General features: G+C 66.3%; 15 protein-coding genes. 5 read left to right on the forward strand and 10 right to left on the reverse strand.

Annotated elements, in window-relative coordinates; translation table 11 throughout:
- Positions 1 to 6: 6 nt before the first annotated feature.
- The 4 genes from F1640_RS19695 (at position 7) to hflX (ending at position 5,834) form a co-directional block, all read left to right on the forward strand.
- Positions 7 to 2,253 carry an ATP-binding protein gene (locus F1640_RS19695; protein ID WP_194920906.1) on the forward strand — a complete coding sequence of 749 codons (2,247 nt, stop codon included), beginning with the start codon at positions 7 to 9 and terminating at the stop codon, positions 2,251 to 2,253.
- Between the two features lie 54 nt (positions 2,254 to 2,307).
- The gene (locus F1640_RS19700) at positions 2,308 to 3,693 is read left to right on the forward strand and encodes a sigma-54 dependent transcriptional regulator (RefSeq protein WP_124807368.1); all 1,386 of its coding nucleotides are present in this window, start codon (positions 2,308 to 2,310) and stop codon (positions 3,691 to 3,693) included.
- A gap of 185 nt (positions 3,694 to 3,878) precedes the next feature.
- Positions 3,879 to 4,460 (forward strand): RNA chaperone Hfq, encoded by a 582-nt coding sequence (gene hfq, locus F1640_RS19705; protein WP_124807367.1) that lies wholly within the window; start codon positions 3,879 to 3,881, stop codon positions 4,458 to 4,460.
- A 24-nt stretch (positions 4,461 to 4,484) separates the two neighbouring features.
- Positions 4,485 to 5,834, forward strand: a complete 1,350-nt coding sequence (gene hflX, locus F1640_RS19710; RefSeq protein WP_194920913.1) for a GTPase HflX — start codon at positions 4,485 to 4,487, stop codon at positions 5,832 to 5,834.
- Here hflX and mazG read toward each other — a convergent pair.
- A complete protein-coding gene (gene mazG, locus F1640_RS19715; protein ID WP_309229306.1) occupies positions 5,811 to 6,623 on the reverse strand; it encodes a nucleoside triphosphate pyrophosphohydrolase in 813 nt (270 codons plus the stop codon). The two genes, hflX and mazG, sit on opposite strands and share 24 nt — an antisense overlap.
- Positions 6,624 to 6,805: 182 nt before the next feature.
- Between mazG and F1640_RS19720 the strand changes: the two genes are divergently transcribed.
- Positions 6,806 to 7,495 (forward strand): DUF4197 domain-containing protein, encoded by a 690-nt coding sequence (locus F1640_RS19720; RefSeq protein ID WP_255530415.1) that lies wholly within the window; start codon positions 6,806 to 6,808, stop codon positions 7,493 to 7,495.
- Positions 7,496 to 7,598: 103 nt separating this feature from the next.
- On the opposite strand, the gene F1640_RS19725 is transcribed toward F1640_RS19720, so the two are convergent.
- Genes F1640_RS19725 through F1640_RS19765 form a run of 9 tightly spaced genes read right to left on the reverse strand, consistent with a single transcriptional unit; the run spans position 7,599 to position 15,908 of the window.
- Positions 7,599 to 7,763: a hypothetical protein gene (locus F1640_RS19725; RefSeq protein ID WP_158453984.1), complete on the reverse strand. Its 165-nt coding sequence runs from the start codon at positions 7,761 to 7,763 to the stop codon at positions 7,599 to 7,601.
- 18 nt (positions 7,764 to 7,781) lie between these two features.
- A complete protein-coding gene (locus F1640_RS19730; protein ID WP_194920916.1) occupies positions 7,782 to 8,549 on the reverse strand; it encodes an MBL fold metallo-hydrolase in 768 nt (255 codons plus the stop codon).
- A 10-nt stretch (positions 8,550 to 8,559) separates the two neighbouring features.
- Positions 8,560 to 9,336, reverse strand: coding sequence for a TatD family hydrolase (locus F1640_RS19735; RefSeq protein ID WP_194920918.1), 777 nt, complete (start codon positions 9,334 to 9,336; stop codon positions 8,560 to 8,562).
- Positions 9,336 to 10,913, reverse strand: coding sequence for a methionine--tRNA ligase (gene metG / locus F1640_RS19740; RefSeq protein ID WP_194920919.1), 1,578 nt, complete (start codon positions 10,911 to 10,913; stop codon positions 9,336 to 9,338). The genes F1640_RS19735 and metG overlap by 1 nt, the downstream gene beginning before the upstream one ends.
- A 33-nt stretch (positions 10,914 to 10,946) precedes the next feature.
- A complete protein-coding gene (locus F1640_RS19745) occupies positions 10,947 to 11,927 on the reverse strand; it encodes a DNA polymerase III subunit delta' (protein WP_255530416.1) in 981 nt (326 codons plus the stop codon).
- Complete coding sequence (gene tmk, locus F1640_RS19750) at positions 11,924 to 12,553, reverse strand: dTMP kinase (RefSeq protein WP_194920921.1); 630 nt, start codon at positions 12,551 to 12,553, stop codon at positions 11,924 to 11,926. Before tmk ends, F1640_RS19745 begins: the two co-directional genes overlap by 4 nt.
- A gap of 14 nt (positions 12,554 to 12,567) precedes the next feature.
- Positions 12,568 to 13,743: a D-alanyl-D-alanine carboxypeptidase family protein gene (locus F1640_RS19755; RefSeq protein ID WP_255530417.1), complete on the reverse strand. Its 1,176-nt coding sequence runs from the start codon at positions 13,741 to 13,743 to the stop codon at positions 12,568 to 12,570.
- Between the two features lie 37 nt (positions 13,744 to 13,780).
- A complete protein-coding gene (locus tag F1640_RS19760; RefSeq protein WP_255530418.1) occupies positions 13,781 to 14,872 on the reverse strand; it encodes an SPOR domain-containing protein in 1,092 nt (363 codons plus the stop codon).
- A complete protein-coding gene (locus tag F1640_RS19765) occupies positions 14,856 to 15,908 on the reverse strand; it encodes a lytic transglycosylase domain-containing protein (RefSeq protein ID WP_194920922.1) in 1,053 nt (350 codons plus the stop codon). The genes F1640_RS19760 and F1640_RS19765 overlap by 17 nt, the downstream gene beginning before the upstream one ends.
- Between the last annotated feature and the right edge of the window lie 32 nt (positions 15,909 to 15,940).

Raw genomic sequence — 15,940 nt, forward strand, 5'->3', positions numbered from 1 at the left:
GCAACTATGGTTGGTGAAGGCAAAGCTGGCGTGAACCGCTCGCCGCGCTGGTGGCGGCGCTTGCTGATCGGCCTGCGGCGCGCCAACGTGTTCTTTCTGCTGGAGCTCGTCGCCACGACCGCGCTCGTCGCCATGCTCGCGGTAAGCTGGATGGCGGTCAGCGCCAATACTGCCAGCAACCAGTTGCTGCCTTCGCGGCTGACGTCCACGCTGCTGATCGGCACGCTGGTTCCGGCGATGGCGCTGATCGTCCTCGTGGGCCGGCGGATCGCGCTGCGCCGTGCCAAACAGAGTGGTCTGGGCGCCAGTGGGCGCCTGCACGTCCGCCTTGTCTGGCTGTTTTCGCTGATCGCCGCGATCCCGACCCTGCTGGTGGTGATCTTCGCCTCGCTGCTGTTCCAGTCGGGCGTGGAGTTCTGGTTTTCCGACAACTCGCGCGGAATGCTGGAGAACGCCAACAGTCTGGCGCGCGGATACTACGCGGACAAGCTGCGCGATGTCGGCAACGAAAGCGTGGCCATGGCCAGCGACATGCGCGCCTATCTGAACCAGACGCCGATCACCAGCCAGGACTTTGCCGAGGGGTATTCGTGGCAGGTGATAAGCCGCAAGCTGAACGAATCCGCGCTGATCGAAAAGGGACCGGACGGCAATTTGCGCACCGCCGCCATTGTCGATCCCAACAGCGACGAGAGCCGCGAGCGGATCACGCCCGACGATATGAAACGGCTCAATGCGGGCGAAGCCGTGGTGGTCAAGGCTTCCGCCCAGCGGATCGAGGCGATCTCCACGGTCGATCCCGTGCGGGGCATTTATCTTTATGTCGCGCGCAATTCCGATACCTTGGCGCTCAACCAATGGGCGCGCGCGCAGAGCGTGCTCAAGGCCTATGACATTCTCAGCGGCCGCGCGCGCGCGCTGCAGTTGCGATTCAACCTCGCGCTGCTCACGATCAGCCTGGCGCTCGTGGGGCTGGCAGTGTGGGTGGCGCTGCGCTTCGCCGACCGGCAGGTTTCTCCGTTGGTGGAACTGGTGTCCGCCGCGCGGACGGTGGGTAGCGGCAATTTCTCCATGCGCGTGGCGCATCGCGGTGGCACCGACGAAATCGCGCTGCTGGCGCGCGCGTTCAACCGCATGACCGCGCAACTTGAAGGACAGACGCAGGCGCTGGTCAGTGCCAACAGCCAGCTCGAGGTGCGCCGCGCCTTCATCGAGGCGGTGCTGGAATCGATTACCGCCGGCATTATTTCGGTCGGACCTGACGGGACCATCCAACTCGTGAACAGTTCGGCGCAAAAGCTCCTGCAGGCGGCGGGCGCGCCCGATCTGCTCGGCCGCCCGCTGGACCGGATCGCCCCGCAGTTCTCCCAGCTTGCCGCCAGCGGCCAGCACGGGGGCATCGTTCAGTATGCCAAGGGCGGCGATCTGCTGACGCTGGCAGTGAAAATCACCGCCGATCGCAACGGCCACGTCATCACCTTCGAGGACATCACCCGCCAGTTGCTGGACCAGCGGCGCGCGGCCTGGTCCGACGTGGCGCGCCGGATCGCGCACGAGATCAAGAACCCGCTGACGCCGATCCAGCTTGCCACCGAACGCCTGCGCCGCCGTTATGGAAGGCAAATCACCACCGATCCGGAGCTGTTCGAGGAACTGACCAGCACCATCATCCGGCAAGTGGGCGATCTGCGGAAGATGGTCGACGAATTCTCCTCGTTCGCGCGGTTGCCCAAGCCCGTGTTCAGGGCCGAGGATGCGAGCGATCTCGTGCGGCAGGCCCTGTTCCTTCAGGAAGTGGCGCATACCGAGATCACCTATAGCTTCAGTTCCGACGGGGATTCGGCCGCTATCCAGTGCGATCGGCACCAGTTCGGCCAGGCGATGACCAACGTGCTCAAGAACGCGGCGGAAGCGATCGACAGCCGGGCGCGCAAGGAGGATGTCGATTTCAGGGGGCGCATCGCCGTGCACCTCGCCAGCACCAATACCGCCGTTACCGTCACCGTCACCGACAACGGGATCGGCCTTCCGGCGGAGCGCGAGCGCATCCTGGAACCGTATATGACCACGCGCGAGAAGGGCACCGGTCTGGGGCTCGCCATCGTGAACAAGATCGTCGAGGAACACGGCGGGGAAATGACGTTCTCATCGGCGGATGAAGGTGGCACGTGCGTCTCCATGCGCTTCGCGCGCGAGCCGCAATCCGAAGCGGCGGCGGCACCGGAACCACCCGGCGTCGTCACGGTCTCCTGAACCGGCGCGTGAAATCAAGATTTACGGAACCTGCTCGATTTACGGAACCCGCACATGGCACTCGATATCCTGATCGTTGACGATGAACGCGATATCCGCGAGCTCGTCGCGGGCGTCCTCAGCGACGAAGGCTATGGCTGCCGTCTTGCCGCCGACAGCACCGCCGCGCTGGCGGCGATCGACGAGCGCCGGCCCAGCCTCGTCCTGCTCGACGTATGGCTTCACGGCAGCCCGATGGACGGGCTGGAAGTGCTGGACGAGATCAAGAAGCGCGAGCCGGAACTGCCGGTGATCATCTTTTCCGGTCATGGCGGCATCGATACCGCGGTATCCGCGATCAGCCGCGGCGCGATGGACTTCATCGAAAAGCCGTTCGAGGCGGAACGCCTGCTGCTGCTGGTCGAGCGCGCCACCGAGACCGAAAGACTCCGTCGCGAGAACGCGCGGCTGCGCAGCGGCTTTGCCACCGCTGACGAGTTCACCGGCAACAGTTCCTCGATCAATGCGGTGCGCGCCACGCTGAAGCGCGTGGCCAACACCGGCAGCCGCCTGCTGATTTCAGGCCCGGCGGGATCGGGCAAGGAAGTGGCCGCCCGCCTTCTTCACAGCTGGAGCCCGCGCGCGCAAAGCGCGTTCGTCACGGTCAATTCCGCCCGGATCACGCCCGAACGGTTCGAACAGGAACTGTTCGGGGAAGAAGCCGATGGCAAGCTGGTTCGGGCCGGGCTGCTCGAAATGGCCGATGGTGGAACGCTGTTTCTCGATGAAGTGGCGGACATGCCACCTTCCAGCCAGGCGCGCATCCTGCGCGTGTTGACGGAACAATCGTTCGTGCGCGTGGGCGGGCATCGCCAGATCCGCGTGGACGTGCGCGTGGTCTCGTCGTCGTCACGTCCGCTGGAAAAGGAAATCGCCGAACGACGCTTTCGCGAGGACCTTTACTACCGGCTCAATGTCGTGCCCGTGACGATTCCCTCGCTGGCGGAACGGCGCGACGATATTCCCGCGCTGGTGGACCATTTCTTCACCCGCTACGCCACCGAGCAGGGAATTACCCCGCCGGCCATATCGCCAGAGGCCATGGCCGCGCTGCAAAGCCACGACTGGCCCGGCAACGTGCGCGAACTGCGCAATGTCGTGGAACGGACCGTCATCCTGGCCCCGCGCGACCGGTTGGGGCGGATCGATTCCGACATGCTGCCGTCAGAGATCGTCAGCGGCCGCCTGGGGGCGGAAGCGGGTACGCCGGCGCTGATGGGCGTGCCGCTGCGCGAAGCGCGCGAGAACTTCGAGCGGGAATATCTCAAGGTCCAGATCCGGCGCTTTTCCGGCAATATCTCGAAAACCGCGAACTTCATCGGCATGGAGCGCTCGGCGCTGCACCGCAAGCTCAAGCTGCTGGGCATGGTCGACCGGCGCGAAGACGAAATCGACGACTGATTTCCGACGGCGAGGGGCAATTGCGTTTTCTGTCGGAACTCTTGCGCATTTTCCAAGTTTACGCGCAAGGGTTCCCGCAATAAGAGAGTCATCGAAACCGGCTTGAACGGGTTCCGGCGACGGAGCTTCGAACACGCCAGATCGCGACGCCACAAAGGGCGCGCCAATACGAAGGAGTCACAAGAATGACCGGCAAGACACTTTCCGCACGTCCGCGCGCTAAGGCCGAAGCGGCACCCGCGGCCGAAACGGCCCCAGCACCTCAGTCCGGCGCGCCGGCAGGCGGGGCCAAGGGCCAGAACCTTCAGGACCTTTTCCTGAACCACCTGCGCAAGAACAAGATCCCCGTCACCATGTTCCTGGTGAAGGGCGTTAAGCTGCAGGGCATCGTGACGTGGTTCGACAATTTCTCCATCCTGCTCCGCCGGGATGGGCAATCGCAGCTTGTCTACAAGCACGCGATTTCCACGATCATGCCGGGTCAGCAGCTTTCCGTGGCGCACTTCCAGGGCGCGAATGACGAAGGTGGCCGCAAGCGGCTGTTGCAGGAAGTGTTCCTGTCGAGCGTGCGCGATGCCGGCGTGCAGGTGACGATGTTCCTCGTCAACGGCGTGATGCTGCAGGGCAAGGTCGCGGCCTATGACCTGTTCTGCATGTTGCTGGAGCGCGAAGGCTATGTCCAGCTTGCCTACAAGCACGCGGTTTCCACCATCCAGCCCGCAGGCCATGTCGACCTGACCGGCGATTGGGACGGCGAAAGCGCCTGACCCGGTGGCTTCGGACGCGTCCTGATGAGTTCGTTCGAGTTCGGGAACCGCTCCGAAGAACAGCGCAATGAAGTGGCCCGCGGCGCCCGCGCGCTTGTCGTCCTGCCGGATATCCGGCAGCGCGGCGGCGGGCTGGGCGACGATACCGAGGCGCGCCTGGAAGAAGGGAAGGGGCTCGCCCTCGCGATCGGGATCGAGGTGGTCGACGCTTTCGTCCTGCCGATCCGCGCGGTGCGTCCCGCCACCCTGTTCGGCGAAGGGCAAGTGGAACGGATGGCGGTTGCCGCCAACCAGTCCGATGCCGAACTCGTCATCGTCGATGGCGCGCTTTCGGCGATCCAGCAGCGCAATCTCGAAGACAAGCTCAAGCGCAAGGTCATCGATCGCACCGGCCTGATCCTCGAGATCTTCGGTGAGCGCGCAGCGACTGCCGAAGGGCGCCTGCAGGTTGAACTCGCCCATCTCGATTACCAGGCGGGGCGGCTCGTGCGCAGCTGGACCCACCTTGAACGCCAGCGCGGCGGCTTCGGCTTCCTGGGCGGTCCGGGCGAAACCCAGATCGAGGCCGACCGGCGCCTGATCCGCAACCGCATGGCGCGCATCCGCCGCGAACTGGAGCAGGTCCGCCGCACGCGCGGGCTGCACCGTGACCGGCGCCAGCGCGCGCCCTGGCCGATCATAGCGCTGGTCGGCTACACCAACGCGGGCAAGTCCACGCTGTTCAACCGCCTGACTGGCGCCGGGGTGATGGCTGAGGATCTGCTATTCGCCACGCTGGACCCCACGATGCGGGCGATCCGCCTGCCGGGCGTTGAAAAGGCGATCCTTTCCGATACCGTGGGTTTCATTTCCGATCTGCCGACCCAGCTTGTCGCCGCTTTCCGCGCCACGCTGGAGGAAGTGACGGCGGCGGACATCATCGTCCATGTCCGCGATATCGCCAACCCGGCCACGTCCGCGCAGAAGAAGCAGGTCGAGCAAGTCCTCGCCGATCTCGGCGTGATCGGGGAGGAGGGGGCCACCATTCCGATCATTGAGGCGTGGAACAAGTGGGACCTGCTCCCGGCCGACGAGCGCGCGATGCGGCTGGACCTGATCGCGGCCGACGTGCCAGACCGCCCTGTCGTGCCGATTTCCGCGATGACGGGCGAGGGTGTGGATGACCTGCTTGCGAGCCTGGGCACGATGCTGACCGGCGGCGCGACCGAGCTGGAACTCTCGATCCCGATGGGCGACGGCCAGAAGCTGGCGTGGCTCCATGCGCATGGCGAGGTTCTGTCGGAACGTGAAGTCGAAAGCGCAACCGGCGAACCGCAGGTGCGCCTGAAAGTGCGGCTGACGCCGCGCGAACTAGGGCGCTTCAACAGCCTCTGACGCCTTGACCGCCTGCCACAGCGCTTCCTGTTCATCCAGCGTCAGATCGGCAAAGCGGCCCCCCGCCATGGCTTCCATCGCCCGGAAGCGCCGCTCGAACTTTGCGTTGGCGGCCCGCAGCGCGTCTTCGGGCGCAATGCCGTGGCTTCTGACCACGTTGACGGCGGCGAACAGCAAATCCCCCGCTTCTTCCAGCCGTTCCGCATCGTTCCGCGCGGCTTCCAGTTCAGCGGCTTCCTCGGCTAGCTTGGCTGTCGGCCCGGCGGTGTCGGGCCAGTCGAAGCCTTGCCGCGCGGCCCGTTTCTGGAGCTTTTCCGCACGCATCAGCGCGGGCAGGGCAACGGCCACGCCGTCCATGGCGCTTTGTTCGCCCTTGGCGGCCCGTTCGCCCGCCTTGAGCGCTTCCCACCGGTCCTCGCGGGACTGGTCCGGATCGCCGTCCCCAGTGCTGGCATCGCCGAAGATATGCGGATGCCGTTTCTCCATCTTGTCCGAAATCGCGTTGGCGACGTCGGCGAAGGCGAACAGGCCGGCTTCCTCGGCCATGCGGCTGTGGAACACCACCTGGAACAGCAGATCGCCCAGTTCCTCGCGCAGCGCCGCCATGTCGCCGCGCGTGATCGCATCGGCCACTTCGTAGGCTTCCTCGATCGTGTAGGGGAAGATGGTGGTGAAAGTCTGCGCCCGGTCCCATTCGCACCCCGATTGCGGATCGCGCAACCGCGCCATGATCGCCAGAATGCGGGATATCGCGTCGGCGGGCAGGGGAGTGGATGCTGGCGTTGTCACGGGGAATCGTCCTGGCCGGGGAAGGGCAGCTTGTTCCCTATGCCAGCGCAACGGCGATGTCACCGGCGGCGCATCGACCATCGGATCTGGGGCGGAATGGAGCATTCTCGCCCACCGCTCCCTTGATCCGATCCGGCGCATGTGAAACCGTCGGGGAGCACTTCGGGAAAGGACGTTCGACCATGGCGGAACACGATCAGCAGCGGCGTATGGTTCTGGCGGGCATGGCGTCCATGGCCGTGGCCCCCCTGTTCGGCGCAACCGCGCAGGCGCAGGTCCTCGGCAGCGGCCTGACCGGCATTCTCGGCAATGCCTCGGACAGCGCGCTGGACAAGCTGGCCTTGCCTGGCGCGTTCTACAACGACAGCGCGGTGCGCATCCTGCTGCCGCTGGTGGGCAACGCCGGCGGACTGGGCGGTGCGCTGGGATCGGTGCTGGGCGCAGGCGACCGGCTGGGGCTGACCGACGGCATCACCCGCAAGCTCAATGATGCGGCGGGCCTTGCCGCCAAGGAGGCCAAGCCGATCTTCCGCGCCGCGATCAGCCGCCTGTCGCTGAACGACGTTCCCGGCATCGTTTCGCAGAACGACGGGGCCAGCCAGTATCTGCGGCGCAGCGCCGGGGCCGAGCTGACCGGCAAGATGCGCCCGCTGATCAACGCCGCGCTCGGCAAGGTCGGCGCTTTCAACCAGCTCGATAGCCTGTCGCGCCGCTCCAGCCTGATTTCGGCCGCCGGCATCACGCGCGACAAGCTTGGCAATTCGGTGACCGACCAGGCGCTCAACGGCATCTTCAAGTACATCGGCAGCGAGGAAGGCCGGCTGCGCGCCAATCCCGCCGGCTCCTTGCTCAAGGGCATTCTCGGAAACTGAGGCACCGGGGGAAGCGATCGGCATCCCCCATCATATCGCCTCATTGTTCAGATTTGATAATACTAATTATGTAAATTGGCGTCGAAGCAGAAGGGCGCTCCGATCACCTCAACCGGCTGAACGCCAGCGCCGCTACAGCGATGATGGCAACCCACGCCAAGGCCATCCAGGCTTTCGTTCCCAGCGGCAATCGTGTCAGCCGACGATTGGAAAGCACCAGGACCAGCGCGGCAAGGATTCCGATAATGCTGATCCATTGATCGGTCACGGCGGCGATCCTTCGGCCTTAGAGTTCGATCTCCATCCCGTCGTAACCGGGATCGACATGCGGCGGCGTCTCGTCGCAAAGCGTACGGTAATCCATGCTCTTGTCGAGATGCGTCAGGACGGCGCGCTCGGCGCGGCACGCCTCGACCAGCTCGAGCGCCATGGCCAGATGCGCGTGCGTGGGATGCGGCTGCCGGCGCAAGGCATCGACCACCAGCACGTCCACCCGATCGAACAGCGCCACCATATCCGCATTTATCTCGCTGAAATCTGTTGCGTAACCTATTGATTTTCCGTCTTGATCGAAGCGAAATGCGGTGGATTGCGCGGGGCCGTGCGGCATCTGGCAATGGCTGATGCCGATGCCGGCGATCATGCGCACGCGGTCGAGATTATCGAGATTGCAAATCGTGTGATAGCCGTGCTGGCCGGCAAAGACATAGCCGAAGCGCTGGCGCAGGCGGCGGACCGTTTCTTCGGCTGCATAGCCCGGCAAAGGCCCGCCACGTCCCATGCGCAGCGGTCGCAGATCATCGATGCCATGCGTGTGATCGGCGTGATCGTGCGTCCACAACACGCCGTCGAGCCGGTCAATTCCGGTGACCAGCAATTGCTGGCGCAAGTCCGTCGGCGTATCGACCAGCAGGCGCGAACCATCGGCGCCTTCCACCACGATCGCCACGCGCGTTCGGCGGTTGCGCGGCTCCTCCGGATCGCATGCGCCCCAGTCGTTGCCGATGCGCGGAACGCCGGTCGACGTGCCGGACCCCAGGACAGTCAGCTTCACGCGGCGGCTTTCACAGGCTGGCCTTGCGGAACAGCCGGAAGAAGTTTTCCCCGGTCACCTCGGCCAGACGCTCGCTGCTGATGCCGCGCAACCCGGCCACGAACGCGCACGTGTCGGACACGAACGCCGGCTCGCAAGTCTTGCCGCGATGCGGCACAGGAGCCAGAAACGGCGCGTCGGTCTCGACCAGCAGGCGATCTTCAGGCAGTTCCGCCGCAATCGCCTGCAAGTCCTTGGCGTTCTTGAACGTCACGATGCCGGAAAGCGAAATCGTCAGGCCAAGGTCCAGCGCGGTCCGGGCCAGATCGGCCGACGCGGTGAAGCAATGGATCAGCGCGGTGAAGGCCCCCTTCCCCATTTCCTCGGTCAGGATGCGGGCGGTATCCTCCTCGGCATCGCGGGTGTGGATGATCAGCGGCAGCCCGGTTTCGCGCGCCACGCGGATATGCGCCCGGAACAGGTCCTGCTGCACGGCGCGATCCGAATGATCATAGAAGTAGTCCAGCCCGGTTTCGCCGATGCCGATGACCCGGCTGTCGCGCGTCGCCGCGAGCAGCACGCTTTCGCCAAGGTCCGCATGGGCATCGGCTTCGTGGGGGTGGATGCCCACCGTGGCCCAGACATCCGGTTCGCGATGCGCGGTGGCGATGATGTCGGCCCATTCGCGCTCGCGCGTGGCGATGTTGAGAAAGCCCTGCACGCCGGTTTCGCGCGCGCGCGCCAGCACCGCGTCCTGCTGCTCGACCAGGCCCTTGTAATTCAGATGGCAGTGGGAATCGATCAGCATCAGGCGTCCGTTTCCGCGGCTTCGGCATCGGCGGGCAGTTCGAGGCGCGGGAACGCGCCGACCGGCTGCGCCAGGCGCTCCCCGGTGGCGACGCGTGCCATGTACCAGTCCGCATCGGTGAGATTGGCGATGTTGCGTTCGGCCGGCGGAATGCCCAGCTGGTCCAGTACCTTGTTCGCCGCATCGGGAACCACGGGAAGGATCGCGATGGTCAGATCGCGGATGGCCATGAACAGCGTCAGCAGCACCGCGCGCATTCGCTCCGGATCGGTCTTGCGCAAGGTCCACGGAGCCTGCTCGTCGATGTACTGGTTGCAGGCGAACACCGCGCGCATCCAGGCCTCGATCCCGGTCGAGAAGTTCAGATCGGCAAACGCGGCGGGCAGTTCGTCACGGCAGGCGAGCGCCACGATGGCCAGCAAGGCATCGTCCGTCTCGGTGCTCGAAAACGCGCCAAGTTCGCCACCCAGGTTCTTGAAGATCATGGACAGAACGCGCTGAACCAGGTTGCCATAGCTGTTCGCCAGCTCGGCGTTGCAGCGGGTGACGATGGCCTCGGGCGAATAGCTGCCGTCCTGCCCGAACGCGACTTCGCGCAGGAAGAAATAGCGCAGCGGATCGACCCCGAAGCGCGCGGCCAGCGCCAGCGGATCGGTGACGTTGCCGAGCGACTTGGATTCTTTCTGCCCCCGGTTGAGCAGGAAGCCATGGCCGAACACCTGGCGGGGCAGCGGCAGGCCCGCACTCATCAGGAAGGCCGGCCAGTAGATCGTATGGAAGCGGACAATGTCCTTGCCGATCAGGTGCAGGTTCGCCGGCCAGTAGGCCTTGAACTCCGCCGTCTCTTCCGGCCAGCCAAGGCCGGTCAGGTAGTTGGTCAGCGCGTCCACCCACACGTACATGACGTGGTTTTCGCTGCCGGGCACCTTGACGCCCCAGTCGAAGCTGGTGCGTGAGACCGACAGATCGCGCAAGCCCTGGCTGACGAAGGCGATCATCTCGTTGCGGCGGCTTTCGGGCCGGATGAAATCGGGATTGTCGCGATAGTGCGCCAGCAATTTCTCGCCATAGGCGGACAAGCGGAAGAACCAGCTCTCCTCCACCGTCCATTCGACCGGCGTTCCCTGCGGCGAGAGCTTTTCGCCCCCTTCCCCCGCCACGAGTTCGCTCTCGTCGTAATAGGCTTCGTCGCGGATCGAGTACCAGCCCTCGTAGCGGCTGAGATAAAGATCGCCGTTGGCCTCCATGCGCCGCCACAGTTCCTGCGTGGCAAGGTGATGCCCCGGTTCGGTGGTGCGCTGGAAACGATCATAATCGACGTTCAAGGCATCGCACATATCGATGAAATATTGTGACATTTCATCGCTAAGCTGCTTTGGCGTCACACCCAGTTCGCGCGCCTTCTGCGCCATCTTCAGGCCGTGCTCGTCCGTTCCGGTCTGCAGGCGCGCATCGCGCCCCATCGATTTCTGGAAGCGCGTGATGACGTCGGCGGCAATCGCCTCATAAGCATGGCCGATGTGCGGCTTGCCGTTGGGATAGCTGATGGCAGTGGTAACGTAATAAGGTTCGCCCATCGGGCCGGTCGCTTTCACTCTGGAGACATGCGCTTAATGCGCCCCTTCCCTAGTGCGCGCGACCGATGCCAGCAACCCGCCGATTTCCATCATCAGCAAGGCCGGATCGAAGTTGTAGGTCGGCGCCTGCCCGGCAAGGCGGACCAGCGCGGCATGGGCATCGGCGATGCGGAAGCGGGAATCGTCGTCCCCATCACGCATATGCTCGACCAGCACCATGCGCGCGCATTCGATCGCGGCGAGCTGGCGCTCCCGGTCGGGCCGCTGCCCCATCGCTCCACTCAAGGCCCCGCGCAGGGCGAAATCGGCATCGCCCTGCGCCACGAGTTTGCGGAACAGGCCGTGCACCTTGCCCAGATCCTGCTCGGCGAAAGCGATGGCCGCGCCCGGCGATCCCCCGGCGACCGCGATCGCGGCCGCACGCGTCGCGCTGTCCAGCCCCGGCGTCGCCGTATCGACCGCCCGCGCGAGTTGGTCCCGGTCGAGCGGGTGGAACCGCATGACAAGGCAGCGCGAACGGATTGTCGGCAGCAGCCGGCCCAGCCCATGCACCACCAGCAGGAAGAAAGTGCCTTGCGGCGGTTCCTCAAGACTTTTCAGCAGGGCATTGACCGCGCTCTTTTCCAGCTGGTCCGCGGCGTCGATGATGACCGCCCGGCGCGCGCCCAGCGTGGGGCGGGTTACCAGGCGCCGCTGCATCTCGCGCACCTGGTCGACGGAAATGTTCCGCTTGGTGAGATAGGGCTTGCCGTCCGCCTTCTTCTTCGCCTCGTCATCGTTGGCCGGCAATGGCGACAGTGTGAAAATATCGGGGTGGGAGTCCGGTGGCGGCTGGGGAATGCCCCTTTCCGCGACCAGTTCCGCCGCCGCCATCCGCGCGAAGCTGGCTTTGCCCAGCCCTTCGCGGCCAGCCAGCAGCCAGGCGTGGTGCATCCGGTGCCCGGTCATGGCAGCGCGCCAGGTACGCCAGGGCTCCTCGTGGCCGATCATCGGCGCGTTTGTCGGCACGATCATGGCGAGGGCATCCGGTCGAGCGCGGCAACGATGCGATCGTGCACCGCCTCGGGCGATCCGGCGGCGTCGATCCGCGCAAAACGGGTCGGCTCTTCCTCGGCAAACCGCCGGAACGCGCCGGCCACGCGCGCGTGATAGGGGGCCGCGCGCCCGCCGATGCGATCGGCGCCGTTCGTATCACGCAACGCTAGCCTTCTGTCAGCCTCGTCCGCAGGTAGTTCCAGCAGGAGCGTCAGATCGGGTAGCAGTCCCTCGCTGCCGATCCGGTGCAGGGTGCGGATGTCATCATCCGAAAGCCCGCCACCGCCGCCCTGGTAGGCGCGGCTGCTGTCGAGGAACCGGTCGCAGATCACCCAGGCGCCGCGCGCCAGCGCCGGACGGATCAGCCGTTCGACATGATCGGCCCGCGCGGCGGCGAACAGCAGGGCTTCGGCCCGAGCGCCCCAGCCCTCGCCCTCGGTGGACAGCAACAGCGCGCGGATCGCTTCGGCGCCGGCGGTACCGCCCGGCTCGCGCGTGACGACCACTTCCACCCCGCGCCGGCGCAGCGCCTCGGCCAGCAGACGGGCCTGCGTGGACTTGCCAGCCCCTTCGCCGCCCTCGAATGCGATGAAGCGCCCTGTCATCGGAGTTATCGGCGTCATCGCCCGACCAGCGAAAGCAGGCCATCGCGCATTCGCGCCACCGGTCCGCCGGCGTCCACGGCATCCGCCGCGATCAGCGGCAGGCGTTCATCGGGCAGTCCGGGAACCTTGGCGATCAACGTGGCCACTTCCTGCCCCCTCGCGATGGGGGCGCGCAATGGCCCCTTGTAACGGATCGAGAGCGTATAGCCCGCGCGCTCGCCAGCCGGCATCGAAATCGCCAGCGCCCGGGGCGCGATCAGCCGCACCGCCCGGCTTGTCCCGCCGCGCACGCGCGCTTCGCCCACCAGTGCGCCGGGGCCATACAGTGGCCGATCCCGCCAGGCGGCGAAACCCCATTCCATGAAATCGCGCGACTGCTTCGCGCGCAGGGCCGGCTTGTCATAGCCCCCGACGACCATGATGATGCGCCGGCCGTTGCGGATGGCCGACCCCACGAAACCGTAGCCGGCTTCGTTGGTGAAGCCGGTCTTCACCCCGTCCGCGCCGGCGGTGTAGCCGTAAAGCGGGTTGTGGTTTTCCTGCTCGATGCCGTCCCAGTCCATTTTCGCGTGGCCATAGAAGCGGCGGTAGAGTTGGGGGTGACGCATGATCAGCGCCTGGCTCAGCGTGGCGAGGTCGGCGGCAGAGACATAAGTCTGACCCCCGTCGGGCCACCCGTTGGGCGTGTTGTAGTGCGTATCGCGCATGCCCAGCTTGCGCGCTTCGGCATTCATCATCGCGGTGAAGGCCGGCACGCTGCCGGCCACGCCTTCCGCGAGCACCACGCAGGCGTCGTTGGCCGATACGGTGACGATGCCGCGCAGCAGATCCGCCACGGTCACTTCGGCGCCGTCCGCCAGGAACATGGTGCTGCCCACGCCGCGCCATTGCTTGAACGTGTCATGGCGGACCGGCAGCTTGCGATCGAGCGAAAGCTTGCCCTGCGCGACGAGTTCGAAGGCGACATAGCTCGTCATGATCTTGGTCAGCGAGGCCGGAATGAACCGCCGATGGGCATCGCGCTCGAACAGCACGCGCCCGGAACTGACATCGACCATGTAAGCCGTTGGCGCATCGAGTTGCGGCATGGCCATCACCGGCGGCGCCTGTACCGTGGCGGCCGAAGGCGCCGCGCCAACGGACAGCGCCGTCAACGTCATCAGCGGTAAAAGATACGGGCGTTCAGGCAATCGGCATCCCCGGAGGCTTGCGGATTCCCTGCCCCTTTCAGGGCGCGCGCAGAATCCGCGCATCCGCATAGCCGGAGCGACGCGCTTTCGCCAAGGCCGCATCTGCTTCCGCCTGTGTGGCGAAGGGGCCGCTGCGCACGCGCCACAGCGATCCCGCGGCCGTCACGTCGCCACCGGCCGCCCGGGCGACCGTTTCGGCCCGTTGCCGCGTGGAAAACGCGCCAACCTGCACGAAGAGGCCGGCGGGCTGGCGCGCGGCGGCGGGTGCCGGCTTGGGCGCGGGTTTCGGAGCCGGCTTGGGTAACGGCGTCGCTGTCGGAGCCGGCCTGGGCGCAGGCGTCGCGCGTGGCGTTGGTGTGGCCACGGGATGCGGTGCGGGTTTCGTTGCCGGGGCCGGCTTCGGCGCGGGCGTTGCGGCCGAGACTGGCACCGGCACGGGCGGAGAGGGGCGCAACACCGGCTTCGGTACCGGGGAAGCCGCCGGCCTTGGCGCCATGGCGGGCGGAGACACGGGGTGCGGCGTGGCCACCGGCGCGGGTGTCCCGGTGGGTGCCAGCGTCACCCCGGTCGCGGTGCCCAGTTTGCGGCGCAGCGCGGTGAGCAGGCCCGGCGGCGTATCCATGCGCGCCGGGGCCTGTTCGCCCTGCCGTAGCAAGGCGCGTTCCGGCTCGATCGGATTCACGCGGCGGACGCGCACCGGCGCCTGCGATCCCGGCGCCAACCCCAGTTGCGCCCACGCGGCGGGCGAGAGGTCCAACAGCATTTTGCCCGACATCGGCCCGCGCCGTTCAAGCCGTACGAGGATGGTCTTGCCCGAATCGAGCGCCGTCACTTCCACGTAGCTGGGCAGCGGCAGCGTGCGGTGCGCGCCGCTGATGCCTTCGCCTCCGTCCTCGCCGGCATAGCCGACCGCATCGTAGTTCATCGTGTCGGCAGGCGTATAGGTAACGCCATCGACCATGAACGGCGCGCCCAGCACCATCGGGTAATCGCCCGCCGGCCCGGCCCGATCTTCCACGGGCTGGGTTTTCGCCAGCGCCATCTCGCCCATGACCGGGGCTGAAAAGGCAAGAGCGGTGACCGCGACCATCGCGGTGGCGGAGGCGAAACGGCTAACGGCTGATCTCATCTGCAAGAAGTCCTACGGACAGAGCGTAAAAGTTCGAGCAGTTGTAATCGAGGATAACTCGATAATTTCCGGTTAGCAGATAGGCGGTTCGTCCCCGCCCGTCCGGTTCCAGCAGCGAGGCCAGCACATCGTCGCCCGGCCAGACGCCCGATTTCGGCGCCAGCCCCAGCGCGCGCCATTCGCGCATGGTCTTCCAGCGGCTGTGCCGCGCGAACACCTGGGGGCAGCGCGGGCTGGCCAGCGCCGTGCCCAGCGCGGCGCGGTCAAGCCCGTCTGGCACGCTGACGGCAAGGCCCCACGGCTCGCCCGGACGCCATCCGGCATCGCGGAAATAATTGCCGATCGAGGCCAGTGTATCGGCCCGGCTGCTCCAGATGTCGGCCAGCCCATCGCCATCGGCATCCTGCGCCACGCGCAGATAGACGCTGGGCAGGAACTGCGGATTGCCGAATGCCCCGGCCCAGCTTCCGACCAGCTTGGAGCGCGGCACGCCCCGGTCCATCATCTTCAGCAGCGCGATGAATTCCTCGGTGAACAGATCGCGCCGCCGCCCTTCGTAAGCCAGCGTCGCCAGCGAGCGGGCCAGATCGAAATCGCCGGTATAGCCGCCATAGTGGCTCTCGTGCCCCCAGATGGCGAGGATGATCGGCAGCGGCACGCCATAGCGCCGTTCGAGCGCGCCGGCCTGCCCGGCCACCGCCTCGTACTGCCGCCGGCCACCGCCGATCCGCGCCGCGTCGACATGCTTGCGGCGATAGGGTTCGAACGCCGGAATCGACGAGGACGGGCCGCCGCCGGGCTGGCTCCGGTCGAACGCGATCACGCGCGGATTGAACGTCAGCCCCGGCAGCACGTTGTTGATCGTCGATTCGCGCACCCCTTCGGCGCGCGCCTTGGCGGCGAGAAGCTGGAGATAGCCCTGGAAGCCCGCTTCCTCGCTGCTGTTCTGGGCGCTGGCGGGCGCCCCCAGCGCAAGGGCGGCAACGGCGGCCACGGTCACGCGCCACGATGATCGGATACTGGCAAGAAGCGTCATCCGGCCGACACTCGCACAGGGGGCAGCGATTG

Source organism: Novosphingobium sp. NBM11 (assembly GCF_015390225.1).
Taxonomy (GTDB): Bacteria; Pseudomonadota; Alphaproteobacteria; order Sphingomonadales; family Sphingomonadaceae; genus Novosphingobium.